This is a genomic window from Acidocella sp. C78, from assembly GCF_907164655.1.
Map to the genome: position 1 here is coordinate 23,271 of NZ_CAJQZK010000069.1, position 23,989 is coordinate 47,259.

General features: G+C 65.1%; 21 protein-coding genes and 1 tRNA gene. 5 read left to right on the forward strand and 17 right to left on the reverse strand.

Features of this window, described 5'->3' with window-relative positions; translation table 11 throughout:
- The first annotated feature begins 5 nt into the window (after positions 1 to 5).
- The 3 genes from ACIDOCELLA78_RS87675 (at position 6) to ACIDOCELLA78_RS87685 (ending at position 2,865) form a co-directional block, all read left to right on the forward strand.
- A complete protein-coding gene (locus ACIDOCELLA78_RS87675) occupies positions 6 to 284 on the forward strand; it encodes a hypothetical protein (RefSeq protein ID WP_249675685.1) in 279 nt (92 codons plus the stop codon).
- A gap of 11 nt (positions 285 to 295) precedes the next feature.
- Positions 296 to 1,093, forward strand: a complete 798-nt coding sequence (locus ACIDOCELLA78_RS87680) for an undecaprenyl/decaprenyl-phosphate alpha-N-acetylglucosaminyl 1-phosphate transferase (protein WP_249675688.1) — start codon at positions 296 to 298, stop codon at positions 1,091 to 1,093.
- Positions 1,094 to 1,278: 185 nt separating this feature from the next.
- Positions 1,279 to 2,865, forward strand: a complete 1,587-nt coding sequence (locus tag ACIDOCELLA78_RS87685) for a hypothetical protein (protein ID WP_201728485.1) — start codon at positions 1,279 to 1,281, stop codon at positions 2,863 to 2,865.
- Between the two features lie 72 nt (positions 2,866 to 2,937).
- On the opposite strand, the gene ACIDOCELLA78_RS87690 is transcribed toward ACIDOCELLA78_RS87685, so the two are convergent.
- The 17 genes from ACIDOCELLA78_RS87690 to ACIDOCELLA78_RS87770 form a co-directional block, all read right to left on the reverse strand.
- Positions 2,938 to 3,867 carry a restriction endonuclease gene (locus tag ACIDOCELLA78_RS87690; protein ID WP_201728486.1) on the reverse strand — a complete coding sequence of 310 codons (930 nt, stop codon included), beginning with the start codon at positions 3,865 to 3,867 and terminating at the stop codon, positions 2,938 to 2,940.
- Between the two features lie 346 nt (positions 3,868 to 4,213).
- Complete coding sequence (locus ACIDOCELLA78_RS87695; protein WP_214006278.1) at positions 4,214 to 4,696, reverse strand: hypothetical protein; 483 nt, start codon at positions 4,694 to 4,696, stop codon at positions 4,214 to 4,216.
- A 22-nt stretch (positions 4,697 to 4,718) separates the two neighbouring features.
- Positions 4,719 to 4,982, reverse strand: coding sequence for a hypothetical protein (locus tag ACIDOCELLA78_RS87700; RefSeq protein ID WP_249674923.1), 264 nt, complete (start codon positions 4,980 to 4,982; stop codon positions 4,719 to 4,721).
- On the reverse strand, positions 4,943 to 6,550 hold the full coding sequence (gene tnpC, locus ACIDOCELLA78_RS87705) for an IS66 family transposase (RefSeq protein ID WP_201727518.1): 1,608 nt from the start codon (positions 6,548 to 6,550) through the stop codon (positions 4,943 to 4,945). The genes ACIDOCELLA78_RS87700 and tnpC overlap by 40 nt, the downstream gene beginning before the upstream one ends.
- Before the next feature lie 81 nt (positions 6,551 to 6,631).
- A complete protein-coding gene (gene tnpB / locus ACIDOCELLA78_RS87710) occupies positions 6,632 to 6,979 on the reverse strand; it encodes an IS66 family insertion sequence element accessory protein TnpB (RefSeq protein ID WP_201727519.1) in 348 nt (115 codons plus the stop codon).
- A complete protein-coding gene (gene tnpA, locus ACIDOCELLA78_RS87715) occupies positions 6,976 to 7,401 on the reverse strand; it encodes an IS66-like element accessory protein TnpA (RefSeq protein WP_201727520.1) in 426 nt (141 codons plus the stop codon). The genes tnpB and tnpA overlap by 4 nt, the downstream gene beginning before the upstream one ends.
- 77 nt (positions 7,402 to 7,478) lie before the next feature.
- The gene (locus tag ACIDOCELLA78_RS87720; protein WP_201728488.1) at positions 7,479 to 8,396 is read right to left on the reverse strand and encodes a hypothetical protein; all 918 of its coding nucleotides are present in this window, start codon (positions 8,394 to 8,396) and stop codon (positions 7,479 to 7,481) included.
- Positions 8,397 to 8,742: 346 nt separating this feature from the next.
- On the reverse strand, positions 8,743 to 11,853 hold the full coding sequence (locus ACIDOCELLA78_RS87725) for a type I restriction endonuclease subunit R (protein ID WP_201728489.1): 3,111 nt from the start codon (positions 11,851 to 11,853) through the stop codon (positions 8,743 to 8,745).
- Positions 11,850 to 13,199, reverse strand: coding sequence for a restriction endonuclease subunit S (locus ACIDOCELLA78_RS87730; protein WP_201728490.1), 1,350 nt, complete (start codon positions 13,197 to 13,199; stop codon positions 11,850 to 11,852). The genes ACIDOCELLA78_RS87725 and ACIDOCELLA78_RS87730 overlap by 4 nt, the downstream gene beginning before the upstream one ends.
- The gene (locus ACIDOCELLA78_RS87735) at positions 13,196 to 15,037 is read right to left on the reverse strand and encodes a class I SAM-dependent DNA methyltransferase (protein ID WP_201728491.1); all 1,842 of its coding nucleotides are present in this window, start codon (positions 15,035 to 15,037) and stop codon (positions 13,196 to 13,198) included. Before ACIDOCELLA78_RS87735 ends, ACIDOCELLA78_RS87730 begins: the two co-directional genes overlap by 4 nt.
- 111 nt (positions 15,038 to 15,148) lie before the next feature.
- Entirely contained in the window at positions 15,149 to 15,892 is a 744-nt protein-coding gene (locus tag ACIDOCELLA78_RS87740) for a recombinase family protein (protein WP_201728492.1), read from the reverse strand.
- A 393-nt stretch (positions 15,893 to 16,285) separates the two neighbouring features.
- The gene (locus ACIDOCELLA78_RS87745; protein WP_201728493.1) at positions 16,286 to 17,956 is read right to left on the reverse strand and encodes a site-specific integrase; all 1,671 of its coding nucleotides are present in this window, start codon (positions 17,954 to 17,956) and stop codon (positions 16,286 to 16,288) included.
- A gap of 85 nt (positions 17,957 to 18,041) precedes the next feature.
- Positions 18,042 to 18,115 (reverse strand) — tRNA-Gly (locus tag ACIDOCELLA78_RS87750).
- A gap of 17 nt (positions 18,116 to 18,132) precedes the next feature.
- Positions 18,133 to 19,407 carry a 3-oxo-tetronate kinase gene (gene otnK, locus ACIDOCELLA78_RS87755; protein WP_201728494.1) on the reverse strand — a complete coding sequence of 425 codons (1,275 nt, stop codon included), beginning with the start codon at positions 19,405 to 19,407 and terminating at the stop codon, positions 18,133 to 18,135.
- Positions 19,408 to 19,441: 34 nt separating this feature from the next.
- Positions 19,442 to 20,215 carry a 2-oxo-tetronate isomerase gene (otnI, locus tag ACIDOCELLA78_RS87760; RefSeq protein ID WP_201728495.1) on the reverse strand — a complete coding sequence of 258 codons (774 nt, stop codon included), beginning with the start codon at positions 20,213 to 20,215 and terminating at the stop codon, positions 19,442 to 19,444.
- A gap of 41 nt (positions 20,216 to 20,256) precedes the next feature.
- The gene (gene ltnD, locus ACIDOCELLA78_RS87765) at positions 20,257 to 21,168 is read right to left on the reverse strand and encodes an L-threonate dehydrogenase (protein ID WP_201728496.1); all 912 of its coding nucleotides are present in this window, start codon (positions 21,166 to 21,168) and stop codon (positions 20,257 to 20,259) included.
- Between the two features lie 45 nt (positions 21,169 to 21,213).
- Complete coding sequence (locus tag ACIDOCELLA78_RS87770) at positions 21,214 to 22,317, reverse strand: LacI family DNA-binding transcriptional regulator (protein ID WP_201728497.1); 1,104 nt, start codon at positions 22,315 to 22,317, stop codon at positions 21,214 to 21,216.
- Between the two features lie 119 nt (positions 22,318 to 22,436).
- Here ACIDOCELLA78_RS87770 and ACIDOCELLA78_RS87775 point away from each other — a divergent pair, with 119 nt between their 5' ends.
- Positions 22,437 to 23,345, forward strand: coding sequence for an NAD(P)-dependent oxidoreductase (locus ACIDOCELLA78_RS87775; RefSeq protein ID WP_201728498.1), 909 nt, complete (start codon positions 22,437 to 22,439; stop codon positions 23,343 to 23,345).
- Positions 23,342 to 23,977 (forward strand): aldolase, encoded by a 636-nt coding sequence (locus ACIDOCELLA78_RS87780; RefSeq protein ID WP_201728499.1) that lies wholly within the window; start codon positions 23,342 to 23,344, stop codon positions 23,975 to 23,977. Before ACIDOCELLA78_RS87775 ends, ACIDOCELLA78_RS87780 begins: the two co-directional genes overlap by 4 nt.
- Positions 23,978 to 23,989 lie beyond the last annotated feature (12 nt).

The window sequence follows — 23,989 nt, forward strand, 5'->3', positions numbered from 1 at the left end:
GCCGCATGAACACGGTTTCGTATTTTCCCCATACCGGCATCGCCTCGCTGGCCTTGCCGCGGCACCTCGCCTTGTTCGCCGGGCTTGCGCTGTTTTCGGGCTTCGTCGTGCGGCTGATGATCGCCATCGGCGTGCCGGACCGGCCGGACGCGCGCAAGGCCCATACGAAGGTGATGCCAAAGGCCGGCGGGGTCGGCATTGTCAGCGCGTTTCTGCTCGGCATCGTGCTGCTGTACCGCTATGGGCATGTCTCGCGGCTGGCCGCGCCGGTGTTTCTCGGGTGATCGCGGCGGCCGTGCTGATCGCAGCGGTGTCGCTGCTCGACGATTTGCGGGATTTTCCCTTCGCGGTGAAGCTCGGCGCGCAGTTCGCCGCGGCACTGGTGGCGGTGGGGTCGGGGATTTCGGCGGTGCGGTTCGATCTGCCGTTGATCGGCGGGGTGGCACTCGGCGCCGCGGGGCCGGTGCTGTCGCTCGGCTGGATCCTGTTCGTCACCAACGCGATGAACTTCATCGACGGGTTGGACGGGCTCGCGGCCGGCACCACGCTGGTGACCTGCCTGTTCCTCGCCGCGATCGCGGGGCTGCATGGCGGCTTCTTCGTCTACACCACGGCGCTGCTGCTGGCGGGCGGGGTCGCCGGGTTCATGCCGTTCAACTGGCCGCGCGCGCGGATTTTCATGGGCGATGTCGGCAGCCAGTTCTGCGGCTTCATGCTGGCGGTGCTCGGCATTGCCGCGACGCATTACCAGGACGTGCAGCTCTCGTTCCTGGTGGTGCCGCTGCTGCTCTCGGGCGTGCTGCTCGATGTCGCGTTCACCCTGGCGCGGCGGGCGCTGGCGGGGAAAAACCTGGCCCGCGCGCATCGCGGGCATCTCTATCAGGTGGCGCACCGCGCCGGGGTCGATCCGCGGTTGATCGCCCTGGTTTACTGGGGGTTCGCGGCGTTCGGCGGGCTTGTCGTCATCGGGTTTCTCGGCGCCGCGACGGGCTGGAAGCCGGTTGTTGTGTTCGCGCCGCTGATCCCCTTTGGCGCCTGGGCCGGCTTCGTTGCCCGCCGGGCGCGGGCGGCGCAGATCGGCGATTGGGGATAAAATCCTAGAGCATCATCCGATCAGATGATCCCATCTGATCGGATAAAGATGCTCGGTTCATCAGTATGATAGAGCATCATCCGATCCATCAGGATCGGAAAGCGTTCTAGGAATATTGTCCTACTCTCTCGCTCGGCGAAGGACGCAAAGCGTCGCACGCGGATATAGATCGGCGACCACGTCTCATGTATGACGACATCATGCATGGCAATTCGACATCGCCCACGGCGGGACCCCGGCCCAGCCGCGCGGCGGCGGTGCGTGGGGTTGCGCCGCGCCGGATCGCCGAACTCGTTTTCTGCCTTGTCATCGGCGCGCTGCTCTCCCTCGCCTACCGCACCGATGCCAATTGGGACTTGCAGAATTATCACCTCTACGCGCCCTTCGCGGCGCTGCACGGGCGGCTCGGGCTCGACTATTTCGCCGCCGGGTTCCAGGGTTATCTGAACCCGTTGCAGGACATGCCCTATCTGCTGGCGCGGACTGCGCTGTTCGACCACGCGCCGCGGCTGTTGGCGCTGTGCGCCGGGCTGCCCTTCGGATGTCTCGCCTTCATCGTGTTCCGTCTCGCGGCGACGCTGATCGAGGATCGGTGGGGGGCGGTCTTCGCAGCGCTGATCGGGCTGACCGGGGCGACGACGCTCTCGGAAATCGGCACGACATTCGACGACATCCTGACCGGCTGCGTGGTGCTGCCGGCGCTGCTCGCCATTGTCGGTCGGTGGCGCCACGCCGCCGCGATCGCGGGCGGCCTGTGCGGCCTTGCCATCGCGCTGAAGCTGACGGCGGTGATCTTCGTGGTGCCGCTCGCGGGCGCAATTGTGATCATGGCGCCGGCGCCGCGCGAGGTACTGGGCAATGCCTGGCGGTTCGCGCTGGCGGCAACGCTCGCTTTCGCGCTCGGATATGGCTGGTGGGGCGTGCTGCTGTGGCGGCATTTCCACGATCCGCTCTTCCCGCTGCTCGGCCACCTGTTCCACGCGCCGCTCGCCCCGCATCTAGACCCGCGGGACACGCGGTTCCTGCCACGATCGCCGATGCAGTGGATCGCTTATCCGTTCTACTGGATCGAGGGGCGCAGCTTCATCGTCACCGATATGAAACTGCGCGATCCGCGCTTCGCGCTGGCCTGGCTCGCCGCCGTGACCTCGGCCGCGGCACCGCTCATCGGAGCGTTGCGGCGGCGCATGGCGCCGCTGCCGCCGCCAGCGCGGGCGCTGTGGTGGTTTCTGATCACGTCGTACCTGACCTGGCTGCCGCTGTTCTCGATCCTGCGCTATGCGCTGCCGCTGGAAGTCTGCACCGGCATCATGGTGGCGACGGCGCTGCGGCGATGGCTGCCCGCCCGCGCGACGACGAGGCTGACACTGGCGATCCTGCTGGTCTGCCTCGCGGTGACCAAGCCGATGGGCTGGGGCCGGATCGCCTATGGCCAGCATCTCGTGCAGGGACGGCAGCCGGCACTGCCGACGGGCGCGGTGGTGCTGATGCGCGGCGCGCCGATCGGCTTCGTTGCGATGCGGCTGGCGGCGCCGGGAAACCGGTTCGTCAATCTCGCCGAGCTTGCCACCGATCCGGCGGAGCAGCGTGTCGTTCGCCGGCTGATCGACGCCGCAGCACCGGCGTTTCTGCTGACCAACCTGCCCGTGGCGGGCGCCACGCCGGCCCTGCTGCCCTATGGCCTGACGGTTGACGCGGCGAGGTGCCGGCCGATCCGCACCGCAACGCAGCGGACGATCCGCATCTGCGCGCTGTCGCACAGCGGCGGGTGACGAGGGCGGATCATGCCCTGAACCGAAGCGTGACGCTGTGAACAGCGGACCGCACGGGTGGAGCGAAAGACGCTACTCCGGCTCGCTTTCATCGAAATAGTCGAGATCGATCTTCTTGATCTCGACGACGCTCGCCACCCGGACGCCGACACCAAAACGGATCAGCAGACGAGTCAGTTCGTCTCCGTCGATCAGGATGAGGCGCAAATGCCCGGACTGCGCCGCCTTGTCCCTTGCTGCTTTCGAAAAGCCCGACGTCGTGATCAGCACTCCCTTCTGGGCACCGTAATTGACAAGCGCACCGAGAAACGCCTGAACCGTTTCACTGCCGATCGTGTTCCCCGGCTGATAGCGCTTGGCCTGAAGGTAAATGCGGTCGAGCCCGAGTCGATCCTCCCGGATGACCCCATCGACCCCGCCATCTCCCGAACGACCGAGTTGTTCGCCGGCCTCAAGACGCGAGCCGCCGTATCCCATTTTGAGGAGCAGATCGATGATCATGCGCTCGAAAAACGACGGTGTCGCTTCGAGGATGCGCGCCAGGAGGCTTTCTCGCAGCGCCTCGGCAAGCGTTCCGGCGGCCTGTTCGATCAGTTCCTCCGGCGTTTCGGACACCGGCGAGACCACCGGAAGTTGAGCTTCGGCAGAATCCGCACCGCCGCTTCGCCCGGATTTGCGAGGCTTTGTCCGGGCGAGGAAAGCTTGGAACACTGGGTCTGCCCGCAACATGTCGAGCGTGACCGGCCGCCCATCCGGACGGTCGAGCAATGCGCGCCCCTTGGCTGAAATGGTCACCAGTCCACGCTTCGGCTGTTCGACGAGGCCCGCCTGCTTCAGATAGGTCTTCGCCCAGTGGACGCGGCTGGCGATGATCGTAACACCGCCGCTTGGAATTTGCTCCGCCCGCTCGGCCGCGCTCAGGCCAAGATCGTCCGATATGCGCTCGATCAGGTCACGCATCGACCAGACCCGCTCGGCGCAATGCTCAAGAAGCGGCTGCATGAGAGCGTCGTATGCTGGAATGCCCATGACCACGTGACCCCCGCGAGATACACGCGCAGCCCGGCACAACCGAACGAAGCGCCCTGTCTCACCTGCGTGAAGATTGACGGGACGTCAATGCAACCAACGAACGGAGGCTGGAGCGGGTAGCGGGAACCCCTGGTGAACACCTGAAATCGTCGGTATTTCAATTATTTAACCGACTTCCAACAGGGGCTGTTTGTATCACTCGTTTGGATCAAGCATCAAGCCCTTCGTGGCACAACGAGGGCGGATTCGGGATCAGATTGCTCCCCTGTTCATCCCGGCAAACCGCCCCCTTGCGCGAGCTTCCAGCCGCTACCCTTCAGCCCCGCCGCGTCTCCTTGATCAGCGGTTCAATCTTGGCGACGGTGCGGTATCCCCTGGTAAGCATCGCACGGCCGGCCTCCGCCGCGTCTGCCCGGACAAGCAACTCGTCATGAACAGGCAGAGCCAGAATGCCCTCGCGTTGGAGCAGCAGCATGGCGAAGGTGATCGCCCTCGCCTCAATTCCCATAAGGCTATGAACGAAAAGACGACGTGCCCGCTTGGGGTCACCATCGGACGGGATCAGCCGCCACGGCTCAGCCATGAAGGGATATGCCGCCAACAGGGCCGCAGCCGCATCCTCAATAAGCGTCTCAGTGATTTCCGGCGGGGTGTCCGCAGGCCATCGGCTCGGCAGCGTCCCGTTCCCTGCCGTGACAACGACGAGATGCTTCATGACCGCCCTGGGGATGCCACCTAAGGCATAGGGATCACCAGAGGGCAGCTCCTGCCCGGCAAGCCCGAGCATGATCGTACCCATCCGGTCAGAGCCGCGGACGAGTCTATTTGGCTCTATCTCGGTGGATCAGGATGAGCTCGCGCAGATTTTCGATACCAAAGTCGGTGAAGGCTATGACGCCGCCGTCGCTGAGGTTGTAAACCCAGATCAGGCCGTCTTCGGGTTCCATCTCATTGGCGATGTCCGCGAGCCACTCCTCATCCTCGCCGAGGTCCCTGGCGACACGGTCAATCGTGAAGACGTGGTGGATTTTATTGGTCTGCACGATCAGGCGGCCAGGGCCCAGGATTGCGGTGTCCAGTTCCATGGCATCAATTTCTCGATGCTGGCGACTGGATGACTGGCGATGCGCGCGAGGATGTCGGCGAGCCATGCCTGTGGGTCGACGTTGTTCATCTTTGCCGTCGTGATCAGGCTGTACAACATGGCGGCCCTTTGACCACCGCGATCGGAGCCGGCGAATAGCCAGGATTTTCTGCCCAGAGCAAGGGTGCGTAGGGCACGTTCGGCCGCGTTATTGCTGAGACAAATCCGCCCGTCGGTCAGGAACCGGGTAAATGATGACCAACGGTTCAGCATATAGTCGATCGCCTTCGCCACATCGTTGTGGCGTGAGAGTTTGGCGCGCTCGGCGCGCATCCAGATCTCGAGTTCAGCGACGAGCGGGGCGCCGAGTTGCTGGCGCACCGCCAGGCGTTCAGCGGGTGACTGACCGTTGATCTCCCGCTCGATCTCGAACAGCGCGTCGATGCGCTGCACCGCGGCCAAGGCCATCGGCGCCACGAAGGCGGGGGTCTTACCCTGGGCCTTGCGCTTCGCGTTCCGCGCGATATCGGCCAGCTCGAAGAATTTTCGTCGGGCGTGCGACCAGCACGCCGCCTCGATGATCGGTCCAGGAGATCGGTTCAACTCGTAGAGCTTGTTGTAGCCGCCATAGGCATCGGCCTGGAATATGCCGCGGTATCCGGCGAGATGGGTTTGCGGATGAACGCCGGCGCGGTCACGTGAATAGTAGAACACCGCGCTGGGGGAACCCGATCCGCCGAACGGCCGATCATCACGCACATAAACCCACACGCGCGCCGTATCGGTCTGCCCTCGTGCCATCACCGGCACGGTGGTGTCGTCGCCATGCAGGCGCGCACCCGCGAACACCATCGTCTCGATGTGCTTGAACACCGGCTCCAGCGCCACGCAGGTAGCACCAATCAGATCGGCCAGGGTCGAGACGCTGAGGTGGATGCCTTCCAGTGCGAACCGTTCAGATTGACGGTTCAGCGGCTGATGCTGGCCGAATTTATCGTAGGCGATCATCGCGAGCAGGCCGGGACCGGCAAAAGCGCGTGGAATGGTGTGGAAGGGTGCTGGTTCCTGGCTGATCTTCTCACAATCGCGGCAGGTGAATTTCTCCCGCACATGCTGGATCACCTTGTATTGGCGGGGGATGGATTCCAGTGTCTCGGTCACCGTCTCCCCGAGCTTGGCGAGCCGCGATCCACCGCAGCAGGCGCACTGGGTCGGACCTGGCAGCACAACCCGCTCGCGTGGCAGGTGTTCGGGGAAGGGTTGGCGTGATGGGCGGTTGCGAGTGAAGCCGGCGACAGTCGTGGTTTTGGCCTTCGCGGCCACCTGCTCGGCGCGGAGTTCGTCCTCGGTCGCGGTGGTCTCGAGATCTTCGAGTTCCAGTTCCATCTGATCAAGCAGCCGCGCCGTGCGTTCCGCCTTGGGGCCGTAGAGCGCACGCTTGAGCTTCTCGATCTGCAGCTTCAGATGCGCGATATACGCTGCGGTATCGGACCGCCGAGCACGGTCGCCCAGAATGATCGCCTTCAGCGCAGCGATATCATTCGGCAGGGTCGAAGGATCGAGATCCATGCCCCGTATAGAATCACGAATTTCCAGGGTTTCGCTACAGAAATCCGCTCTGGACCAGGATTTTCCCCAGAATCTTCGCGCCTACCCGGCCGCTTGCGGCCGCCAGGTTTGTTGTGGATTTCGCCAGTCGATCCCCTCCAGAAGATAACCGATCTGACCAGCGGTGAGGGACACAACGCCGTCCGCAGTCTGCGGCCAGATAAACCGCCCTCGATCAAGGCGTTTCGAATACAGCGACATCCCCACGCCGTCGTGCCAGATCGCCTTGACCAGCGACCCGCCGCGTCCGCGAAAGAAAAAAACATCCCCGCAGAACGGCTCCCGTCCCAGACCTTCTTGCACTTGCAACGCGAGCCCCTTCATCCCGCGGCGCATATCCGTATGCCCCGACGCCAGCCAGACCCGCACACCGGCCGAGACCGGGATCACCGCCGCACCGCCGTCAGCACCCGACGCAAGGCGGCAACCCCAACTCCATCATCAACCCGAACACACGTCCCGTCCGGCAGCACGATCTCGATCCGGCTCGCATCGCATCGCGTGGCTCGCCTCTGCGACATCGGATCAACGCTCGCGTCGTTCACCGAAGCTGACTTGCCTGCCGCCCGCGGCATCGACAGTGCCGCACTCGCCATTACCCGCACCGGAATGAATTCCGGTACCATCGGCACCGGCACCAACTCACCACGCCGAACCTGACCGCGCCACTTCCACAATTGCCCTCTCGAAATCGCGTGCCGCCGCGCAACCAGCGCAAACACCGCACCCGGCGCCTCAGCCTCCGCCACAATCCGAAGCTTGTCCTCATCCCGCCAGCGGCGCCGGCGCTCTACCCCCGTGATAATCTCCATCCGCCCGCCGCCCCTTACCATGAATCAGCTCGTAGCAGCGCTCTTATGCACGCCTCCTTGCCGTACCGGCAGGCGGTTCACACCGGATGGATACGCATGATCGAGAGGTGCGAGGCGGAAACATCCAGGGACACAACCTCAGAGCCGTCGATCGTGATCATCAACCGCTGAGACTGCGGCAGGCGCTGGTAGTTGCCCTCATTGCCGGCGGCAATCCAACGGCCGCCGTGCTTGAAGTCTTCGGTGAAGGTCCGATACCAACGGGGCGGACGACATCCCCGCACATCGAACTTGGAGACGAACTTGTTGAACGAGTTCACCTCGCCGACGAAATGCCGGACGAGATCGTCGTTCGGATCAAGCCTGACGGCCGCCACGGGCGGCTTCTGCACACCTTTGCGGCGGGGCGGCTTCAGCGGCCGCAGGATGACCGGATCGGGGACGCTTGGGGGCTCCTCTGGGAAGACATCGAGGAAATCCTCGACGATGCCCTGGGGCGTGATGCCATGGGCCTCCACAAGGTCGAGCAAGGCCGCCGTGGGGCGGAATCGGGTCGCTCGGCCGAACCGCAGGATCGGATCGCCGCCGTCGAAATCATCCGTCGTGGAGAAGCCCGGCACAACCTCGATAAGGTTTGCCGCCTTCAAGCCCGATATGGCGGTCTGGAATTGCCGCGCTCCGATCCTCTCGCCAGTGAACGCCGACCGCCCGACGAGGTGATAGACCCAGCGGGGCGTAGAGCGGCTCCAGGGCCGCAAGACGCCGCCCAGGACGGCTCCCAGGGCATTCGAGAGCTTATCAAGCCCTGCCGCCCTGCGCTGGTTCTTGCGGCCTCCAGAGCGTTCCTGTGCAACGACGAGTTCAACAAGTCGGGCAACGACAGCCTGGGCTCTGGTGCTGGCGGCGATGGAGGTTAACGAAAGCCGGGTTGCCTCGTTAAGATCGGCAGGCGCCCACGGCGCGGGTCTCGCGAAAAATGAAGAATGGTCTGTCATCAACTTTCGTTCTGAGTTACCGGACGTTGCTCTCCGGATATCTCAGGGGATCTCTTCGGAGAGTCTAAGGTATTGATTATCATCATTATACCTCAACCTAAAGACCAACCTTAGGGCCTCTCATAGCGGCACCGATTGACCAGCTATGGCTATCCCAGGGTGGAAGGCTGACTGGACCTCCGCACAGGGATCAGAAGACACGAAAACAAGCAACTTACCCGCAGCGATGCTCCGGCCCAAGAGCACGCATCCCACGATTTAGCGTCATATTCGTTTTCAACGCGCTAGATATAGTATCCCAATAAATCTCCAGATATTTCCTGCACTTTTTCCAATAGCCACGTAGCTAAGCCTGCGCCCGCAAAGCCTCCCAGAGCCGTCCTGGTCCGAGCAAGGTGGAAAGAATACGAGCACGGACATCGTCCGAATTCATCGCCTGCTTGCTCATCTCCTGGTGGGCGCCGAATGCATCCATGATGGCGCTGAGCAGTTCATCATGAAGGTTCGGCGAATTGGCGAATTGCTCCCTGGTGTTCGCTCTTGCCTGAGCCTGTAATGCCCCTGATTCCAGCATCTTTGATTTGATCACGCTATCGACGTAGCTGACCTTGTCGCCGTCTGTGATGTCGCCCTCAAAGAGATCGTTCAGCGCCTCGATGAGTTCCCGCAGGCGTATCTTCTGCTTGTCCTGCACCTGCCCCGATCCGGCCTCGGTCATGGGCTTGAGCGTATCACCGCTCTCGGGATCGAGGTTGAGTTTCTGTTGCCCCAGGTCGCGCATCTTGTGGTGGGTCAGGCGAAGGGCCGAGAGGTCGATCCCGTCACGCTCGCGGCCGTAGTCGAGCAGCGGGAGCAGGAGCTTGGCGAAGACGTAGAGCTTCTCGTAGTCGGTGTTCCCGTAATCGAACATCTGGCTCAGGAACTCATAGGCCCGGACGAAGCTCCCCAGGTCACGCTTGAACAGGACGAGGGCCTCCTTCTCGTCCTTGGCCTCCTGGGCGGCCGCAGAGCCCTTCGGGGCATCCTTGGCGGTCTTGGCGGCCGTCTTGTAGCGGGTCAGAAGGCGATTGCTCACCGGGCCTATGGCGGCGTCGAGCTGGCCCTGGGTGGCCTTGGGGTTCACCGTGACGGCGGCGACACGTTCCACCTCGAACCAGTCATACACGCCGGCCGTGTCGAGCTTGTTCCGCAGATCGAGGACGAGGTTCGGGTCGCTCACGTCGGCGAGCTGGGCCGTGGTGTAGTAGGTCTGGAACGCCTTCAGGATGTCCGCAGGCTCATTGACGAAATCGACGATGTAAGTGGTGTCCTTCACACTCGTCGCGTCACGGAAAGACCGATTGAGGCGGGAGAGCGTCTGCACCGCCTGAAGGCCGCCGAGCTTGCGATCGACATACATGCCGCAGAGCAGAGGCTGATCGAAGCCGGTCTGAAACTTGTTCGCGACGAGGAGGATGGAAAACTCCGGCGTCGCAAAGGCATCACGGATGTCCCTGCCGCGCAGGCCGGGGTTCATGTTCGTCTCGGTAAACGGATCAGTTCCGGTCTCGGGATCATTCACCTCGCCCGAGAAGGCGACCAGGAGGCCGATCGGATAGCCCCGCTGCTTGATGTAAGCCTCCATCGCGGTCTTCCACCTAACGGCATCCTTGCGGCTCCCGGTGACCACCATGGCCTTTGCGCGGCCGTTGAGCAGGTGCGCCACGTTCTGCCGGAAATGCTCGACCACGATCTGCACACGGGCGGCGATGTTCACCGGATGCAGGCGCACCCATCCCATGATCCCCTTGCGGGCGGCGTCGGCCTCCACCTCCTCGTCGGTCACCTCGCGGCCGTTATGGGTGAGGCGGAAGGCCATCTTGTAGGCCGTGTAGTTCTGGAGAACGTCGAGGATGAATCCCTCCTCGATCGCCTGCCGCATCGAGTAGAGATGGAAGGCGTGCGGCAGGTTCTCCGGCCCCGCCGGCAGCGATGGATTGGGCCGCGTGCCGAACAGCTCCAGCGTCTTCGCCTTGGGTGTCGCGGTGAAGGCGACATAGGTGATCCCGTCGCCGGTCTGGGCGCGGCCGGCCATGCGGGAGGCGAGCACATCCTCCATGCTGAACTCGCCGCCATCCTCCAGGTCGGCGATTTCCTCGGGCGTCAGGACGCGCTTGAGATCGGACGCGGTGCGGCCGGTCTGGGACGAATGCGCCTCGTCGGCGATGACCACGAAGCGGCGTTTCTCCTTCGCGGCCAGCTCCTGCGCCGCCTTGATCGCCGCCGGGAAGGTCTGGATGGTGCAGACGACGATCTTCTTGCCCGCATCGAGCGCGGCGGACAGTTCGGCGCTCTTGCTGCCGCCGTCTCCGGTGATGCTGGCGACGACGCCCTTGGTCCGCTCGAAGGCTTCCACGGCCGCCCTGAGCTGCTTGTCGAGCACGGTGCGGTCGGAAACCACGATCACGGTATCAAACAGCTTCTCGTTCGCGGCGCTGTGCAGATCGGCGAGGAAATGGGCGGTCCAGGCGATCGAGTTCGTCTTGCCGGAGCCGGCCGAGTGCTCGATCAGGTAGCGCCCGCCCGGCCCGTCACCGAGCACCGATGCGACGAGCTTGCGGGTGGCGTCGAGCTGGTGGAACCGGGGGAAAATCCAGCCGCTGAGCTGGTGCTTGGTGTTGCGGACGGGCACGATGTAGCGGCCCAGGATTTCCAGCCAGCTATCCCGCTGCCAGATGCGCTCCCAGAGATAGGCCGTCGGGGCGCCTTCGGGGTTCGGCGGGTTGCCGGCGCCGCCATCGTTCCCCTGGTTGAACGGCAGGAACGCGGTGTCGGCACCCTGAAGCCGGGTCGTCATGTGGACTTCGGAGTTACTCACCGCGAAATGCACCAGGGCGCCGCCGGGGAAGGACAGGAGCGGCTCGGCCTTGCTGCTGCCGGGTGGCTTGGGGTTGCGGTCGTAGCGGTATTGATCGATCGCGTCCTGCACCGATTGCGTGTAGTCGGATTTCAGCTCGACGGTGGCAACCGGGATGCCGTTGAGGAACAGCACGAGGTCGAGGCTCTGCTCGCCCTGCGTCGAGTAGCGAACCTGCCGGACGACGCGGAGGCGATTGGCGGCGTAGGAGGCTTGCAGTTCCGCGTTCATCGCCAGAGCCGGGCGGAACTGGCAGAGCATGATCGACTGCTTCAGCCCGACGATGTCGAGGCCCTGCCGCAGCACGGTGAGCGTGCCCTGCTTGTCCATCGCGGCGCGGAGACGGTCGGCGATGAGGGTGCCGGCGGATGGCCCGTGCGCGGCCTCCAGAGTCTCCCAGGCGGCCTTCTGCGTCTCCCGCAGCCATGAGACCAGATCATCGACGAAGACCGCTCTGGCCCGATCGTAGCGGCTCCAAGAGTCACTCTCGTAGAGCCACCCCGAGGCGGCAAGACGGTCGCAGATGCCGTCCTCGAATTTGTGCTCCTGGTGCAGGCTCATGCGGCTTCGGCCGGCTCCGCTCCGGCAACGTCGCGGACGTCGATCTTGCCGGTGACGGCGGCGGAAATCAGGGCGGCGCGGCGTTCACGGAGTAGAGCGATTGCTCTGCTGGCCTCATCGACAAGGGATTGCGTTCTTTGTTCCGCACAACTCACAAACGTGCAAATCTTTTGCTGCTCCTCCATGCTCGGTATCGGCAGAACTAGGCTTTTGAGCGTCCCTATGTTGATGACGTCCATTGTTCCGCCACGACTCAACATAGCCATCTGATTGAAAGCAATCGGACTTTTCAGAACGATTTGGGCATACTCGGGCATAACATCTGGCTGAAATCGCACCCTGATAAGCCTTGGGTTGATAATCCCAGGCTCAATGCCAGGTGGAACGATTGCGATTTTCCCGAAAGTACCCACGCAGCTAATCAAGATATCGCCCGAACAGACCGCATAATTCTTCAGTTCCTGATACTTTTCCTCATCAATGTAGTAGTCACCGATCGAAAAATCTCCCGGTATTACCTGCTCTTGTCCGTAGACGCGATAACCGGAATGGACATAGATATCCTTTGTAAGCGCAGATCCAAATGGGCCTGCCTTAATGTCGCGCACAAGATTACCAAAGCGTGTCACTGCCCAATGAGCAGGCACCATCCCCATCCATGCTGCCCCCGAATCCTTCATCGGGACGGTCGGATCGAGGCCCTTGGTGACCGCCTGTGAGATCACCGCCTGCCGCTTTTCCTGGAGGAGGGCAATCAGACGCTCCTGCTCGGCAATCAGGGCGTCGATTTTCGCGGTCTCGCGGTCGAGGAAGGCGGCGATGGCGCGCTGTTCGTCTAGTGGCGGCGAACAGACGCGAAATGAGCCTAGCGCATCAGACGAGAGTTCGAGAAACGTAGTCCCACGACCGAACAAATTAAGCGCCACACGGGCATTCGCCATGGCGTAGAGGAAATACCGAATTTCCAACGGCTGAAGAGCGACTAGACCTCGACATCCTTGGTTGAAGGTCAGTGGCACCTCAGCAAATGCGAGCGAACCGATAGGAGCACGCGTCGAGATCACGATGCTACCCGGCGGCACTACAGTCGCAGCGCAACTAGCCAGTCCTTCGGGGCTTATGGTTCGTGCCGATACCGATATAGGTCGGGCCGATTCTCCTGGGAAGTCGGCAGGCGTCAGCCAAACGATTCCACCATCCCAGAACTCAGAAACGTCTGATTTTGGCGTCGCGCCGTTCACAACTCGAAACAGAGATTTAATCGGCGTCAACTTCCAATGGCTCGGAACTTGTTCCAACCAATCGATGCCAGATTCCTTATAGCTCTGGTAAGGTTGACTGGTCACGCCGCCAGCTCCCGGATCATCGTCGAGATGCGCCCCATGACCTCCGCAAGGTCCGCATCGATCTCCTCCAGCGGGCGCGGCGGCTCAAAGACGTAGAACTGCCGGTTGAACGGAATTTCGTAGCCGATCTTCGTCTTGCTCTCGTCGATCCAGGCATCCGGCGCATGAGGCAACACCTCGCGCTGGAAATACGCCTCGACATCCTCGGTGAGCGGCACGTTCTCGGTGTCACGAAGTTCAGGATCGGGCTGAAGCAAACCCTTCTGCTTGCCGCGCTGGCCGAACACCGGCTTGCCCTTCTCATCGCGGAGCGGCCGCTCGACGGTGATCGTGCGGTAACCGAAGTCCTCGTTGCGAAAGATGCGGGAGACCGGGGTGATTTCCACCTTGCCGTCCTCCGATGCTTCGTCTGCTGCCTCTCCGGTACGCCTGAAGGTGGTAAAATGCCATCCGTCAGATGTGGTCTGTTTGAGAAGGTCACCCTCCAGGAAGTCGCCGAACACTCTTGTGATCATGTCGATGTCATCGTCACCCATCTCACGGCGCTTGGAGCCGAGGCTCTTGCGCATCTTGCGCCAGAAGCCCGAGCCGTCGATGAGCTGGACGCGGCCCTTGCGGTGATCCGGCTTGCGGTTCGAGACGATCCACACATAGGTCGCGATGCCGGTGTTGAAGAACATGTCCGTCGGTAGGGCGATGATCGCCTCGACGAGGTCGTTCTCCAGCATGTAGCGGCGGATTTCCGACTCACCGGAGCCGGCGCCGCCGGTGAACAGGGGCGAGCCGTTCAGGACGATGCCGAAGCGGCTGCCGCCCTCCTGCGCCGGGCGCATCTTGGCGACGAGGTGGAGCAGAAACAGCATCGAGCCATCGGAAATACGCGGCAGGCCGGGGCCGAAGCGGCCGGCGAAGCCCATCTCCTCATGTTCGCGCCGAACCGCCTTCTCGACCTTTTTCCACTCCACGCCGAAGGGCGGGTTGCTGAGCATGTAGTCGAATTTCGTGCCGGCGTGCCCATCGTCGGACAGGGTGTTGCCGGCAACGATGTTGCGGATGTCCTGCCCCTTGATCAGCATGTCCGCCTTGCAAATGGCGTAGGATTCGTCGTTCAGCTCCTGGCCGAGCATCCGCAGCTTGGCTTCAGGGTTGTGCTCAAGGAGATGCTCGGCGGCGACCGAGAGCATTCCGCCCGTGCCCGCCGTGGGGTCGTAGATGGTGCGGACGGCCGGATTGCCGGGGGTGAGGATGTCCTCATCCTCGACGAACAGCAGGTTCACCATGAGCTTGATGACATCGCGCGGGGTGAAATGCTCACCAGCGGCATCATTGGCGGCCTCGGCGAATTTCCGGATCAACTCCTCGAAGGCGAGGCCCATGTCGTGATTGGTGACGCGCGAAGGCGCCAGATCGAAGCCGACGAATTTCTCCGCCACCTGGTAAAGCAGGTTCGCCTTGCGCAGACGGTCCACCTGCTCGCCGAAGCGGAAGCGGTCGAAAATGTCGCGCACCGGGGCGGTGAAGCCCTGGATGTAGGCGTTGAGGTTGGTGGCGATGTTGTCCTGGTCGCCCATGAGCTTCGCCATGTCGAGCGGCGAGGTGTTCACGAAGTTCACCCCGGCGATCTTGAGCAGGAACGGCTCGGGGTTGATGCCGGCCTTCTGCCTCGCGAGGGCTTCGGCGAGCACCTTGGCCTTGGTGGGTGCGAGAACGCAGTCCAGCCGGCGGAGGATGGTGAAGGGCAGGATCACCCGGCCGTATTCCGAGGGCTTGTAGTCACCCCGCAGGAGGTCGGCGACCGACCAGATGAGGGACGACAGGGACGAGGCGGATTGGCTCATCGAGAGTACCCTTGGACGTGAATGATTTTGTTCGCCGAATGAGGTGATGATTTCCGCATCGTCAAAGCAAGTCAACTTTGCTGGCGCATCGGCGGCAGGAGCCGAACGGGGTCAGGACGCCACGGCCGCAGGTGCCGCCGGGATGGCCTCAGGAGCGCGCTGGGAGTCGCTGGAGGCCATATGGCGGGCAAGGAGTCGCCTGACAGCATCGGCCGTCCAGGCGCCGCCCTGAGGCGTCCTGATACCCTGCTCGGTGAGCTGCGCCGCGATCTGCCGGAGCGAATGCCCCTCGGCCCGCAACGCTGCCGCCATGGGGCCGATCGAGGCCGCGAAGGTGTCCGACTGCGCCGATCGGGCCGCCCGGCCGGAAGCAGGGTCGATCTTCGGGCCGCCGCGCCAGCCGCCGAGCTTCGCGCCACGGGCCTTTGCGGCGCCGAGAGCTGCCTTGGTGCGGGCGGCGATGAGACCAGCCTCCAGTTCCGCCACGGCCGCCATCTGCGTCACCAGGAACTTGCCGACAGGACCGGCGGGCACCTCCGGCAGGTCACAGAAGACGACGCCGCCATCTCCCGTCCCTTCCACGATCGAGAGGAGGAAGCGGGCGTTTCTGGCAAGCCGGTCGAGCTTGCCGACAACCAGGGTGGCACCAGTGAGCCGGCAAGACCGCAGCGCCTCGGCCAGCCTGGGCCGATCGTTGTTCTTGCCGGTCTCGATTTCGACGAATTCGGCACACAGGGCGCCGCCATGGCTCTCGACGTAACTCCGCACGGCTTCGCGCTGGGCATCGAGGCCAAGGCCGCTACGTCCCTGGCGCTCGGTCGAGACGCGGTAATAGGCGACAAGGCGATTGGGCATGGTGTCTGTCTCCGGACAACGTCGGTTGTCCAAAGACATACGGGAGGGGAATCACCCCGAGGTGAGTCGATTTGGAATCCCTGCCGAGTCGGCGGCGCATGGTTGCTGCCATGGTTGCCGGCTGATCCATACTGCGAAGCCTGGACAACCGACCATGAGCCGAGCGCATTGATTGCCGAATGCAAACGCAGACGTCGGCGCGCTGCGAGAACGAAACGTTGACGACGCGCCCGACGAAACGAACGGCGTGATTTTTGATCGCCGAAAATTCCGGGGGCGGGGGAGTTTCGGAAGTGGCTTCACAAAACCGGCATTTGTTGTTGTTTTGCTTCCTCTGCTGCCGAAGCGCAGATTGCTCTGCGCCCCGAGACTAATCGCGCTCCTGAAGGCCCCTCACGCAGCGATATCTTGCTGCTGCGGATGTTCGGCGTCGTGCATCGGCCCGAGAGGCGGGATCGGCGGTTTGATCAGCCTGATCGTCTCGGTGAGGCGCTCAGGCTTCGCTCGGTAGCCAAAGCCGTAGCGGTGGGACTCATTGATCAGGTCGGTGTGCCCGGTGATCGCATTCCGCAACTCGATATTATCGATGCAATCGCGGGCCGCATCGATGAACCAATGCCGCCATGAGTGATTCGGGGAGATCGCCTCGTCTTCGATCTTCAACCGTTCCCGAACCCATCGCGTCAGCACCTTGGTTGCACTGCGCGCCCGGTTTCCATAGCGCCCATCCGGCTTGCAATCCGGGAACAATGGCGAGCCTTCAGGCAACCGGCTCACGTATTCAAGGAAACCCTCTGCAACCAGAGCTGGGTGAATCGGCACGTTACGCACCGAGGCGCCATTCTTCACCGAACGGACCTCGCCGGGGGCTGTTCCTTCACCATGGATGCGGATGAACGGCATACCATCGTGATGATACACATCTTCCTTGCGAGCCTGGACGATCTCGGCGAGACGGGCGCCGGTAAGGGCCAACACCCAGGGCACCCACCGCAATGTCGGCCGATGCTCCTTGCGTGCAGCTTCAAGGATAAACGCCGCCTCGTCGCTGGAGTAAGGCCGCTGCGATGACTCACGGACGCCCTTGGCTTTCTTCGGGGGCTTCGCGAGGCCTTTGAACGGGTTCACCTGGACCTTCTTGTTGGTTTCTCCCCAGGCCCAAACGGCGCTCAGCGCCGACAAGTGATTGGCGACCGTGCGAAGTGATTTGCCCTGATCGAGCAGATGCTCCTTCCACCGCACAGCATCCTCAACCGTCACGTCGGCCGCCCGATCATGCCCGATGAACGCCGCAAAATGCTTCGCGAAGCGCCTCCGGCGGTCGAAATCCTCAGGAATGGGCACTGCGTCCGGATTGATCCCGTTTTCGCGGCAGAAGCCCCGTATCAAGTCCTCGAACGATGCGCCGTGCGCGCGCTCCCCAGGACGACCAACGGGGCTAAATCCCGCCGTGATCTCGCGGAGGACAGCGCGATCCGGATATCGATCCGCATAGGCATCAGGGCCATAATCACCATGGGCACGGCGGATCATGGTCTCGGCGAGCTGAACCTTCGCAAGCCATAGCGCCTGAGCAAGGGCACTCAGAGACTCCTCGTCCGCGACAATGCCATATTCGGCGGCAACGGCCTCGGCTTCTGCGATGTCCTTGGGGGTGGGCCGATAATCCTCTGGCTGGCCGTCGTCATCGTAATCCAAATACGACAGGAGCATATCCCGCTCAGCCTCCCAGCCTTCAGCCGGAGCGGGGTTCTTTTCGTTCAACTCAAGGCGCTCACGTCGCCACGCGCCGGCGATGGCAACGCATTGGATGTGGGATAGGCTCTGCGCCGCCTTTTGAGCGTTGCGTCGGCAGACATCGAGTTTTCGCTCTATCTCCGCCAGAGCGGCAGGCGCCCGCCTTCTGGCTTCAGCCTCATTCTTTGTTCCGAGGTTCTCGATGAACTCCCGGCGAACGCCGAAAAGGCGCTCGGCTGCGTCGCGTAGGCTCTCTGGAATGACCTTACGAAGACGAAAAACACCTGACGAAGGATGTCGTGTCGGACGTGTCATAGCAACCGGCATTGTATCGCTTCCTTGTATCACCCGGAAGCGGATAAGTGCTTGATCTACCTATAACTTTAACGATTTCAGTGACTTGGGGACACGCTGGAGCGGGTAGCGGGAATCGAACCCGCGCGTTCAGCTTGGGAAGCTGACAGGCTACCATTACATCATACCCGCATGGCGCTGGGCGAGATTTAGTCCGCGGCGGGCGCGGGCGCAACTCCCATGGCGGCGAGGGCGCGGGGGAAAAAGTCCTTGCCGCCGAAATTGCCGGATTTGAGGGCGAAGAGGCGGGGTATCGGCTCGATGCTGCGCAGCAGCGGCACGCCGGGGGCGATTTCGGCGCCGATCTCGAAGGCGGGGATGCCGAGGCGATCGACGATCGCGCCCGAGGTTTCGCCGCCGGCGACGATCAGGCGGCGCACGCCGCGCGCGGCGAGCCCCTCGGCGAGGGTGGCGAGGGCGGCCTCGATCCGCGCGCCGACGGCCTCGCCATGGGCGGATTTCAGCGCCGCCACCGCGTCCGGCGTGGCGGAGCTGGCGAGCAGGACGGGCCCGGCATCGAGACGCGCGGCGGCCCAGGCGAGGGCGGCGGAGATGTCGCCGGCCAGCAGGGAGTGGGCGTCGAGATGGCGGACCGGCATGCGCCCCTCCACCGCCGCGATCTGGCCGAGCGTCGCCGCCGAGCAGCTTCCGGCGATGATCGCGGCCGGCCCGTCCGGCGGGACGAAATCGGGCGCCGCCGCGGCCGGCGCGCCGCCGGCAATCGCCCGGGCGAGGCCGAGGCCGAGGCCGGACGCGCCGGTCGAGACCGGGCGGCGCAGCGCCGCCGCGCCCAGGGCGAGGAGATGGCGCTCGGCGATGGCATCGACGATGCAGGCCCCCCTGCCCTCGCCCGCCGCCGCATCCAGCGCCGCATCGATCGCCGCCGCCCCGCGCTCGACGACCTCGAACGGCACGAGGCCGACCGGGTGGGAGGACTGGCGGGCGAGCACGCGGACGAGGTTGGAATCCCGCATCGGGTTGAGCGGATGGTCCTTGAGCGGGCTTTCGGCGAGCGGCACGTCGGCCACGAAGAGATGCCCCTGGTAGACGGTGCGGCCGGTTTCGGGAAAGGCCGGGCAGACCGGCACGCAGAGGCCGCCGGCACGGGCGGCCAGCGCCTCGGTCACCGGGCCGATATTGCCCTCGTCGGTCGAATCGAAGGTGGAGCAGATTTTGTACATGACATGCGCGGCGCCCCGGGCCGTGCAGTATTCGGCGGCGGCGAGGGCGGCGGCGACCGCCTCCCGCGCGGGGACCGAGCGGATCTTGAAGGCGACGACGATGGCGTCGATCTCCGGCAGGGCGAGGCCGTCGGCGGGGATGCCGATGGTCTGCACCGTGCGCAGGCCGTTGCGGCTCAGCGTGTTGGCGAGGTCGGAGGCGCCGGTATAGTCGTCGGCGATGCAGGCGAGGCGCAGGCTCATCGGCCGCGCCCGGCAAACGTGGCGGGGCGCAGGCTCATCGGCCGCGCCCCGCGAACCAGGCGAGGCCGTCTTCGGTGCGGCCGCGCGGGCGGTATTCACAGCCGACGATGCCGGCATAGCCGAGCCGGTCCAGTTCGTCGAACAGGAAGGGATAGTTCAGCTCCTCGCCATCCGGCTCGTGGCGCGAGGGGACGGAGGCGATCTGCACGTGGCCGATCTGACGGATCAGCCGGCGCAGCCGCATCGTCACGTCGCCATGGATGATCTGGCAGTGATAGATGTCGAATTGCAGGCGGACATTGCCGAGGCCGAGGCCGGCGATGAAGGCGGCGGCGGCATCGACATCGTTGAGGAAATAGCCCGGCATGTCGCGCCCGTTGATCGGCTCCAGCAGCAGGTCGATGCCGTGATGGGCGAGGGTTTCGGCGGTGCGGCGGACGGCGTCGCGATAGCGGGTCTGGGCGGCGGGATCGGCGGGATCGGCGAGCCCGGCCATCAGGTGCAGGCGGGTCACACCCGTCGCCGCCGCGTATTCGAGCGCGCGGGCGGTGCCGGCGGCGAGGTCTTCCTCGCGGCCGGGCAGCGCGGCGAGGCCGCGCTCGCCGCCCGCCCAGTCGCCCGGCGGCAGGTTGAACAGCGCCTGGGTCAGCCCGTGCTTCGCGAGGCGGGCGCCGATTTCCTCGGGCCGGTGCTCGTAGGGGAAGAGGAACTCCACGGCGTCGAACCCCGCATCCGCGGCGGCGGCGAAACGGTCGAGGAAGGCGACCTCGTTGAACATCATCGAGAGATTGGCGGCGAAGCGGGGCATGGGCCCTCCGGGATCAGGCGGGTGGGGTCAGGCGGGTGGGGTCAGGACGGTTCGGGCAGCGAGATCGGCGCGATGCGGGCGAAGAGGCGGGCGACGGAGGCATCGTCGTCACGCCCCATGCCGGCGGCGGCGGTCATCAGGAAGAGTTGCAGCGCTTCGGAGGCCATCGGCACCGGCATGCGGCCGCGCCGCGCCATGTCGAGCACGATGCCGAGATCCTTGGTGAAGATGTCCACCGCGCTGCGCGGGGCGTAGTCGGCCTCCAGAATGTGGGGCACGCGGTTTTCGAACATCCAGCTATTGCCGGCGGAGCCGGTGATCACCTCGTAGACGCGGGCGAGGTCGAGCCCCATCGAGGCGGCGAAGGCGACCGCCTCGCAGGCGGCGGCGATGTGCACGCCGGCGAGGAGCTGGTTGACCATCTTGAAGCCGGCGCCGATGCCCGGGGCGTCGCCGAGTTCGTGGATCGTGGCGGCCATCGCGTCGAGCGCGGGGCGGGCGGCGGCGAAGGCGGCCTCGCTCCCCGAGGCCATGATGGTGAGCTTGCCCTCCGCCGCGCGGGCGGTGCCGCCGCTGATCGGCGCGTCGAGATAATGCACGCCCCTCGCCTCCAGCCGGGCGGCGAGGGCGCGGACGGCCTCCGGCGCCATCGTGGCGCAGGAGATGAAGACCGCGCCGGGCGCCATCGCCGCAGCGCAGCCGGCCGCGCCGAACAGCACCGCCTCGGTCTGCTCGGCGTTGACGACGACGCTGACGACGATGTTCGCGCCGCGCGCGGCGGCCTCGGGCGAGGCGGCGGGCGCGCCGCCCGCGGCGGCGAGGCGTTCGAGATTCGCGGCCACGACGTCGAAACCGCGAAGCGCGAAGCCGGCGCGCAGCAGCGATGCGGCCATGCCCGCACCCATCGAGCCAAGGCCGATGACGGCGGCCGCCCTGCCCTCGCCCGCGCTCATTGCCGCCCGTCCGCTGAAGCTGTGGTCATGCCGTTCTCCTGAGGCTCATGTGCTGCCGCCGGCCGCGAGGGTGAAACCGACATCGAGGCGGCGGGTGGTCGGCTCCCGCCCGGCGATGCGGGCGAGGAGCATGGCGGCGGCCTCGCGGCCGATCTGCTTGCGGGGCGAGACGATGGTGGTCAGCGCCGGCGTGGTGAGCGAGGCGATCGGCAGGCCGTTGAAGCCGGCGATGGCGATGCGGCCGGGAATGTCGATCCCGTCGCGCCGGGCGCGCAGCAGGGCGCCGACGGCCATTTCGTCGTTGGCGAAGAACAGCGCATCGAGCGCCGGGGCGATGGCGAGGAGTTCGGGCAGCGCGTCCCACCCGGCCTGCTGGCCGCCGACCTGCCCGGCCGCGCCGGCGCGATCGAACAAAGTGACGGCGGCGCGGCCGGCGAGGTGGCGGCGCAGGCCGTCATAACGCTGGCGGGCGCGGTAATCGTCGTGCAGGCGCAGGCCGACGAAGCCGATCCGCCGGTAGCCGCGGGCGAGCAGGTGTTCGGCCATCGCCGCGCCGGCGCGGACATGCGAGAGGCCGACATTCATGTCGATCGGCGCGCGGCCGGTTTCCATGAACTCGACGATGGGGATGCCGGCATGGCGCAGCAGGGCGGTGGTGCGCGCCTCGTGCCGCAGCCCGGCGACGAGCATGCCCGGCGGCGCCCAGCCGAGCAGGGTGGTGGCCAGCGCCGCCTCGGTCGCGAGATCGTAGCCGGTGCTGCCGAGCAGCATCTGGTAGCCCTCGGCCTCCAGGGTTTCCTGGATGCCCTCGATCACCTCGACGAAGACGACATTGGCGAGCGAGGGGACGATGACGGGGATGACGCGGGTGCGCGCCGAGGCGAGCGCGCCGGCCATGCGGTTGGGCACGTAGCCGAGCGCCTCCACCGCCTGTTCGATCCGGTGGCGCAGGGCATCGGAGACCGAGGCGGGGTTGTTGATCGCGCGGGAGACGGTGATGGGCGCGACGCCGGCGCCGGCGGCGACCTCGGCCAGGGTGACGGCGCCGCGCCCACGCCGGATGCGGCGGGGGGGCGCGGCCGCGGCGTCCGTCGCCGTCGCCGTTCGCGCTCGCTCTGCCATTGCGCCGCCCGCGCGCGCTTTTGCCATGCGCCGACTATCGCGGAGATCGGCGCGCGACGCAAGATGGTAGCGCTGTCAAATACTGGTTGCGCTACCACGACCCGGCTTCTATACAGGCAGGCGAACGAACCTGCGGGAGAAACATCATGTCGGCCAGCGGATCAAAACCCTCCATCGGCTTCATCGGCGTCGGCTTCATGGGCCATGGCATGGCGAAGAACATCGTCGAGGCCGGCTACGCGCTCACCGTGATGGCGCATCGCAACCGCGCGCCGGTCGAGGACCTGATCGGCCGGGGGGCGAAGGAGGCGAAAAGCCCGCACGAGATCGCCGAAGCCGCCGACATCGTGTTCCTCTGCGTCACCGGCAGCCCGCAGGTGCGCGCCGTGACGGAGGGTGAAAACGGCCTCGCCGCCGCCGGCAAGCCGCTCGTCATCGTCGATTGCTCGACCTCCGATCCGTCGGTCACGGTGCCGCTCGCCGAGAGCCTTGCCGCGCGCAACATCACCCTGCTCGACGCCCCGCTCGGCCGCACGCCGAAGGATGCCTGGGAGGGCACGCTCGATGTGATGATCGGCGGCGCCGAGGCCGATATCGCCCGCGTGCGCCCGGTGATCGACACCTTCGCCCAGCGCGTGATCCATACCGGGCAGACCGGCACCGGCCACACGATGAAGCTGCTGAACAACTTCCTCTCGATGGGCTATGGCGCGCTCTATGCCGAGGCGCTGATGCTCGGCGCCAAGGCCGGGCTTTCGGCCGAGACCTTCCACAGCGTGATCGCCGGCGGGCGGATGGATTGCGGCTTCTACCAGACCTTCATGCAATACGTGGTCGGGCGCGACCGCAACGCCCACAAGTTCACGCTGAACAACGCGCTGAAGGACACCGCCTATCTCAACGCCTTCGCGGTGGCGCAGGGGGCGGCCAACCCGCTCGCCGCCGCCGTGCGCAATTCCTATGCCCAGGCGGTGGGCGCCGGGCGGGGCGACGATTTCGTGCCGATGCTGGCCGATTTCATTGCCGAGGCGAACGGGGTGAAGCGGGCGGGATGAGCGAGAGCGCGCTGCGCGAGGCGATCTGCCGGTTCGGGCGGTCGCTGTTCGAGCGGGGGCTGACGCCCGGGTCCTCGGGCAATATCAGCGTGCGGCTGGAGGATGGCGGCTGGCTCTGCACGCCGACCGACGCCGCGCTCGGCTTTCTCGACCCCGCGCGCATCGCCCGGCTCGACGCGAACCGGAGGCTCGTCTCCGGCGACAAGCCGACCAAGGAAATTCCGCTGCACGACGCGCTGTATGACACGAGGCCGGAGGCCGGCGCGGTGGTGCATCTGCACTCGACCCATGCCGTGGCGCTCTCGCTGCTGCCGGAGATCGACCCCGCCGAGGCGCTGCCGCCGCTGACGCCGTATGTGATGATGCGCGTCGGCAAGGTGGCGCTGGTGCCGTTCCATGTGCCGGGAGACCCGGCGGTGGGCGACGCCATTCGCGGGCTCGCGGGGAAGCACAGCGCCGTGCTGCTGGCCAATCACGGCCCGGTCGTCGCCGGCACGTCGCTCCAGGCGGCGGTGTTCGCGATGGAGGAGCTGGAGGAAACCGCGAAGCTGCATCTGCTCACCCGCGGGCTCAACCCGCGGCTGCTGACGGCGGAGCAGCAGGCGGCGGTGCGGGCGAAATTCGGGGTCTGATTCCCCTTTCAT

Excerpts from the sequence above, each read along its gene's own strand:
- ACIDOCELLA78_RS87675 (WP_249675685.1), top strand. The coding sequence starts at position 6 with ATGAACACGGTTTCGTATTTTCCCCATACCGGCATCGCCTCGCTGGCC.
- ACIDOCELLA78_RS87685 (WP_201728485.1), top strand. The coding sequence starts at position 1,279 with ATGTATGACGACATCATGCATGGCAATTCGACATCGCCCACGGCGGGA.
- ACIDOCELLA78_RS87690 (WP_201728486.1), bottom strand. The coding sequence starts at position 3,867 with ATGCAGCCGCTTCTTGAGCATTGCGCCGAGCGGGTCTGGTCGATGCGT.
- ACIDOCELLA78_RS87695 (WP_214006278.1), bottom strand. The coding sequence starts at position 4,696 with ATGGGTACGATCATGCTCGGGCTTGCCGGGCAGGAGCTGCCCTCTGGT.
- ACIDOCELLA78_RS87700 (WP_249674923.1), bottom strand. The coding sequence starts at position 4,982 with ATGGAACTGGACACCGCAATCCTGGGCCCTGGCCGCCTGATCGTGCAG.
- tnpC (WP_201727518.1), bottom strand. The coding sequence starts at position 6,550 with ATGGATCTCGATCCTTCGACCCTGCCGAATGATATCGCTGCGCTGAAG.
- tnpA (WP_201727520.1), bottom strand. The coding sequence starts at position 7,401 with ATGGAGATTATCACGGGGGTAGAGCGCCGGCGCCGCTGGCGGGATGAG.
- ACIDOCELLA78_RS87720 (WP_201728488.1), bottom strand. The coding sequence starts at position 8,396 with ATGACAGACCATTCTTCATTTTTCGCGAGACCCGCGCCGTGGGCGCCT.
- ACIDOCELLA78_RS87725 (WP_201728489.1), bottom strand. The coding sequence starts at position 11,853 with ATGAGCCTGCACCAGGAGCACAAATTCGAGGACGGCATCTGCGACCGT.
- ACIDOCELLA78_RS87735 (WP_201728491.1), bottom strand. The coding sequence starts at position 15,037 with ATGAGCCAATCCGCCTCGTCCCTGTCGTCCCTCATCTGGTCGGTCGCC.
- ACIDOCELLA78_RS87740 (WP_201728492.1), bottom strand. The coding sequence starts at position 15,892 with ATGCCCAATCGCCTTGTCGCCTATTACCGCGTCTCGACCGAGCGCCAG.
- ACIDOCELLA78_RS87745 (WP_201728493.1), bottom strand. The coding sequence starts at position 17,956 with ATGCCGGTTGCTATGACACGTCCGACACGACATCCTTCGTCAGGTGTT.
- otnK (WP_201728494.1), bottom strand. The coding sequence starts at position 19,407 with ATGAGCCTGCGCCTCGCCTGCATCGCCGACGACTATACCGGCGCCTCC.
- otnI (WP_201728495.1), bottom strand. The coding sequence starts at position 20,215 with ATGCCCCGCTTCGCCGCCAATCTCTCGATGATGTTCAACGAGGTCGCC.
- ltnD (WP_201728496.1), bottom strand. The coding sequence starts at position 21,168 with ATGAGCGCGGGCGAGGGCAGGGCGGCCGCCGTCATCGGCCTTGGCTCG.
- ACIDOCELLA78_RS87770 (WP_201728497.1), bottom strand. The coding sequence starts at position 22,317 with ATGGCAAAAGCGCGCGCGGGCGGCGCAATGGCAGAGCGAGCGCGAACG.
- ACIDOCELLA78_RS87775 (WP_201728498.1), top strand. The coding sequence starts at position 22,437 with ATGTCGGCCAGCGGATCAAAACCCTCCATCGGCTTCATCGGCGTCGGC.
- ACIDOCELLA78_RS87780 (WP_201728499.1), top strand. The coding sequence starts at position 23,342 with ATGAGCGAGAGCGCGCTGCGCGAGGCGATCTGCCGGTTCGGGCGGTCG.